Below are 5,279 nucleotides of genomic sequence, written 5' to 3' on the forward strand. Positions count from 1 at the left end.
TCGGATCCGTGGTGAAAGCATGCCTCGTGCTGCTCCACATGGAGCACCAGCGCACCACGTAGAGATCAACGTATGCACACAGCGTTGTTGCTACCAAAGGTGACGAAAGGTTACCGGGAAAGGTTCATTGGGTGCCCCCGATCGCCGCCGCCGGCCCGGCGACCGGTCGAGCGGCGTCGCGGGCGGCTGCGGTCGAATGCTGGTAGGTCTGTCTGAGCACGTCCCGTATCGGCGGGACTAGGTGGGCCTGATGCGTCCGACTGCACTATGCGTGACCGTCGGGCGTTCACCCGCTACACCCTGTGAACGGAGACGCTGATGAGCCAGGAGTTCCAGACGCTGAAGTTCGAGCGCGACGGCGGAGTGGCCCGGATCACCCTCAACCGTCCGGACGCCGCGAACGGCCTCAACCAGGAGATGTCCGCGGAGCTGGCCCGGGCGGCGGCCGCCTGCGACGGCGACCCGTCGGTCCGGGCTGTGCTGCTGACCGCTACCGGCCGCTTCTTCACCGCCGGCGGTGACGTGAAGGAGATGGCGGACCACGGCGATCGCATCGGCGTGGAAATCAAAAAACTTGCCGACGACCTGCACCGTGCCGTGTCGATCTTTACGCGGATGAACGCTCCGCTGATCGTCGCCGTCAATGGCGTCGCCGCGGGCGCGGGGGTCAGCATCGCGGCCGCGGGCGACCTGGTTCTCGCGGCTGATTCCGCCACCTTCACCATGGCCTACACCAATGTGGGGCTCAGCCCGGACGGCAGTTCCTCCTACACGCTGCCCCGGTTGATGGGGTTGCGCCGCACGCAGGAGTTCATGTTCACCAACCGTCGGCTGTCCGCCGCGGAGGCACTCGAATGGGGGCTGGTCACCCGGGTCGTGCCCGCGGGAGAGCTCGACGGCGAGGCGACGGCGCTGGCGCAGCGGATCGCGGCGGGTCCGGCCGATTCACACGGGGCGATCAAGCGGCTGCTGGTCCAGACCTTCACCAACGGCCTGGAAACGCAGATGGAGCTGGAGGCACGCGAGATCGCGCGCAGCGCCGTCGGTGACGGCCGGGAGGGCATCACGGCCTTCGTCGAGAAGCGCGCCCCGAAGTTCACCTGAGCGCCGCGCACCGCCCGTGCTCGCCCGAGTCGGCGCCGGCATACCGTGAGTGTGCACGTGGCTTGTACTGGAGGGTGTGACCTTGACTGACTTCGGGCTGATTCGGCCGCCGGTGCTGGCGGGTGCCGCCCTGCTGCGGGACGAGCTGTTGCGGCAGGACACCGGGCGGCAGAAGGAGGGCTGGGCCACCGCCCGGGTCGTCCTCGTCGACGAGGAGAGCCGCAGCCCCGTGGTGTGGCCGGCGCCCGGCGTCGAGGACGCGGACACCGGCCCCCGGCTGTGGACGCGGGCGGCGATCGAGGCCGCCGGCTCCCCGCCGCCGGACGCGCTGCTGCTCGGCGAGGTCGACGGGGTCGCGTACTGGGCGGTGCGCGGCGGCCCGGAGCAGGCTGCGGCCGGCGACGAGATCCGGTGGCTCAATCTGTTCTCGGTCGGCGCGGAGCTCAGTGATCGCGACGCGGCGCTGCTGGCTGCGGCGGTCGCCCTGTTGAACTGGCACGGCCGGGCCCTGTTCTGCGCCCGCGACGGCTCGCCGACCCGGCAGGCCAACGCCGGCTGGGCGCGCATCTGCGAGGCGCAGCACCACGAGGAGTACCCACGGACGGACCCGGCGGTGATCTGCCTGGTGCACGACGGCGCGGATCGGATGCTGCTCGGCCGCCACCGGGCCTGGCCGGCGGGCCGCTTCTCGGTGCTCGCCGGCTTCGTCGAGGCGGGCGAGTCGCTGGAGGCGTGCGTGGCGCGCGAGATCGGCGAGGAGGTCGGGCTCGACGTCACCGACATCCGCTACCTCGGCAGCCAGGGCTGGCCGTTCCCGCGGTCCCTGATGCTCGGCTTCCACGCGGTGGCCGATCCCGCCCAGCCGTTTCGCCTGGACGAGACCGAGATCAGCGAGGCGCTGTGGATCACCCGCGACGAGGTCCGCGAGGCGCTGGCCCGCGGCGACGACTGGGCCACCGCGGACGACTCGTCCGCGACCGCCACCCCGCCGATCCGCCTGCCCGGCCGGATGTCCATCGCCCGCATCATGATCGAATCCTGGTCCGCTGCCGGCTGACGCCGCGTCCGCGGTCCTAAGCGCCGACAGTCGGCCAGGACGGATCTGGCAGGGGCACTGTCATCACGGATCGGTGTACTTCTTCGACGTGAGCATCACCTGGCCGTCGGTGCTGATGACCGTTCCCGGCCCGGGGGCCTGCGCGATGACGTGCCAGTTGCGGTCCAAGACGAGCATGCGTCCCTGGCCGGTGCCGTCCTGCTCGGCGAGGTTGTAGAAACCGGCGGCCTGCAGAGTGTCCTGCGCGGTCTGGTGGTTCAGTCCGACGACGTTCGGAACCGCCCGGCGTGGGGCCGGGGTGGTCGACGCGACGGGGGCGACCGCACCGGCGGCGATGCTGCCACCGGCCGCCGGGGCGCCGCTGGTCACCGGAGGAACGCCGGTCACCGGAGGAACGCCGGTCACCGGAGGGGCGCTCGCCACCGGGGCAGGCACGACCGCGCTGGCGGTCGTCGTGGCGGTGGACCCACCGCCACCGAGTGCGGCCCCGATGCCCAGCAGGACCACCACCGCCGCGGAGCCGATGCCGATCTTCGCGTTGCGAGACAGACCGGTCTTCCCCGGCGGGGGCGGGGGCGGCGGCGCAGCCGGTCTCGCTGCGAATCCGCCGCGGTCGGGCGGCCCGGACCAGTAGTCGTCCGTTCTGCTGGGCCCCTCCCCGCCCCGCCCGCTGGGCGGGGAAGAGTGACCGTAGCCGGCATCGGGCCTGCGGTAATCCTGACCCGCTGGTCGCCCGTGGCCGCTGTCGTCCCAGCCGCGCTGCCAGTCGTCCCCCGTCGGGCGTCTGCCGCCGCCGTGGTCCGGCCAGCCTCCATGGTCATAGCTCATGATCCTCTTCCCCCCTGCCGATCGGATCACGCCAGGCCCGGGAGGCTAACGGTTGCTGGCTGGCAAAGACTTTCGGGGGACAACGCCCACCTGGATGGAGGACAGCCGCGGCGGGTCCGTCACTCGGGGCGTGGCACGTCCCGCTATGGGATCACCCGCGGGGGCGCATCAGGGCTTTCGGGCGATGGCGCCGTAGACGCTGACCTGCGCGTCGGTGAGATCCTCGGTGGTGGAGTCGGGGCGCCAGTGGTGGACGACCTGCACGCCGGGGTCGATGAGCTCCAGGCCGTCGAAGAAGCGCTCGACCTCGGTGCGGTTACGCAGCCGCATCGTGACGCCGCGGCGCCGGTAGGTTTCCGCGGCCGGTTCGAACGTCGGGTCGTGGTCGCCGGTCGCGTTCGTCAGCGCGAGGTAGCTGCCGGACGGCAGTTCGTCGACGAGCCGGCGGACGATGCCGTACGGGTCGTCAGCGTCGTCGATGAAGTGGAAGATCGCGATGAGGGAGAGCGCGACGGGCTTCGTCAGGTCGAGGGTGTCGCGCAGCTCGAGGGAGGCCAGGATGCGCTCGGGTTCGCGGATGTCGGCGTCGAGGTAGGCGGTGCGGCCCTGGGACGTGCTGGTCAGCAGCGCGCGGGCGTGGGTGAGGACGATCGGGTCGTTGTCCGCGTACACGACGCGGGTGTCCGGCGCGATGCCCTGCGCGACCTCGTGCAGGTTCGGCGAGGTGGGGATGCCGGTGCCGATGTCGAGGAACTGGCGGATGCCGACCTCGCCCACGAGGTGGCGCACGGCCCGGACCAGGAACGCGCGGTTCTGCCGGGCGGCGTTGCGGGTGTTCGGGAACGCGGCGATGGCCTGCTCGGCGGTCTCCCGGTCGGCGGGGAAGTTCTCCTTCTCACCGAGGTAGTAGTCGTACATCCGGGCCGGGTGCGGCACCCCGATGTTGAGATTCGCCGGGCTGACCTCCGCCGCCACCGGCGTGAACCAGGCCGCCCCGGTCGTGCCCGCCTCTGCCTCGGCCTCGCTCATCGTCACAGACCTCCTACGCATTCGGCGCGATCGTTTCGCATCACCCTAACGACCCGCATAGTGGAACAGGTCTATCGCCGCCGGACGAGTCCACGCCGCCGGACAACCGGTGGGGGACCTCGGCCTGGTACTCGGGCGGAGCAGCCACCGCGTGCGCCACAGGCGAGCTGGCATCGAGCTGACATCGAGCTGGAACGGGAGCGCGTCAGGCCCCGATCGGCCAGTGTGGTGGTCCGTCCCGACAGACAACCATCTTCTCGACCAACCATCTTCTCGATGTCAAGGAGGAACTGTGCCGACCGAGCCCGACGTCATCACCGGAGCCGACCTGGGCGCCGTCGAGCAGGCCGTCCGCTACGAGCTGGCCACGTTGCACTTCGGCCTGGCCGACGGCGGGCGGGCAGCCGCGGGTGTGCTGCCCTGGGTGGAGGGCGAGGGCGCGCGCGGTCGCCTGCTCGGCTGCTGGCAGACCGAGCACGGCCCGCTGGGCCGACTGTTCGTCCTACGGTCGTTCGACGACGACGGGGAGCTCGCCGCCGAGCGGGCCCGCGCCCGCCGGTCCAGCGCCCCGTTCGGTGCCGACCCCGGTGGGGCCGTCACCGACCTCTCCCTGGCGAGCTTCGCGCCGTTCCCCTACGTTCCCCCGGTCCGCCCCGGGGAGTTCGGCAAGGTCTACGAGATCCGCGACTACCACCTGCGCCCCGGCGGCCTGCCGCCGACCATCGAGGCCTGGCGTGGGGCGCTGCCCGCCCGCCACGTCATCGACCCGCTGACCGTCGTCATGTACGCGCTCGACGGCCCGGCGCGGATCGTCCACATCTGGCCGTTCTCCGGTCTCGACGAGCGGGTCGAGATCCGTCGCGACCTCGCCGCCCGTGGCATCTGGCCGCCGGCCGGCGCCCCGGAGCAGATCCTTGCCGCCCAGTCCAGCATGGCCTGGCCCACCGCCTTCTCCCCGCTGCACTAGATCCCGCCCCACCCGGCCGCCCCACAGTTCCGCACCGACGGTGGCGGGACGGGATAGATTCGGTCCCAGACCGTCACGTTGCGCAGCAGAATGGACGCGGGCATGGCGGGGATCCTGATTGGCCTGGCCGAGGGCAGTGGCGTGCCGACAGGTGGCGGTCCGCATGGGTGACGTGGGGGCGTGGCCGCGCGGCGACGGTCCGGACGCGCAGGCGCCCGGCGGCGACGGACCGAGCAGGCCCGCTGCGGCTGCGGCCGACGCGGCCGGCGGGGCCGGCGGGGCCGGCGGGGCCGG

Annotated in this window: 5 protein-coding genes; 3 read left to right on the plus strand and 2 right to left on the minus strand. The window is 71.9% G+C overall.

Annotation, left to right across the window (positions count from 1 at the left end; translation table 11 throughout):
• Positions 1–318: 318 nt before the first annotated feature.
• Together NBZ85_RS27180 and nudC are read left to right on the plus strand one after the other, a co-directional pair.
• On the plus strand, positions 319–1,104 hold the full coding sequence (locus NBZ85_RS27180; RefSeq protein WP_261559856.1) for an enoyl-CoA hydratase/isomerase family protein: 786 nt from the start codon (positions 319–321) through the stop codon (positions 1,102–1,104).
• 82 nt (positions 1,105–1,186) lie between these two features.
• On the plus strand, positions 1,187–2,161 hold the full coding sequence (gene nudC, locus NBZ85_RS27185; RefSeq protein ID WP_264762352.1) for an NAD(+) diphosphatase: 975 nt from the start codon (positions 1,187–1,189) through the stop codon (positions 2,159–2,161).
• Positions 2,162–2,224: 63 nt separating this feature from the next.
• On the opposite strand, the gene NBZ85_RS27190 is transcribed toward nudC, so the two are convergent.
• Together NBZ85_RS27190 and NBZ85_RS27195 are read right to left on the minus strand one after the other, a co-directional pair.
• Positions 2,225–2,989 (minus strand): PASTA domain-containing protein, encoded by a 765-nt coding sequence (locus tag NBZ85_RS27190; protein WP_261562867.1) that lies wholly within the window; start codon positions 2,987–2,989, stop codon positions 2,225–2,227.
• A 168-nt stretch (positions 2,990–3,157) separates the two neighbouring features.
• Positions 3,158–4,018, minus strand: coding sequence for an SAM-dependent methyltransferase (locus tag NBZ85_RS27195; protein WP_261562868.1), 861 nt, complete (start codon positions 4,016–4,018; stop codon positions 3,158–3,160).
• A gap of 292 nt (positions 4,019–4,310) precedes the next feature.
• Here NBZ85_RS27195 and NBZ85_RS27200 point away from each other — a divergent pair, with 292 nt between their 5' ends.
• Positions 4,311–4,985 carry an NIPSNAP family protein gene (locus NBZ85_RS27200; protein WP_261560640.1) on the plus strand — a complete coding sequence of 225 codons (675 nt, stop codon included), beginning with the start codon at positions 4,311–4,313 and terminating at the stop codon, positions 4,983–4,985.
• Positions 4,986–5,279 lie beyond the last annotated feature (294 nt).

The organism is Frankia tisae (assembly GCF_025403405.1).
Classification (GTDB): Bacteria; Actinomycetota; Actinomycetes; order Frankiales; family Frankiaceae; genus Frankia; species Frankia tisai.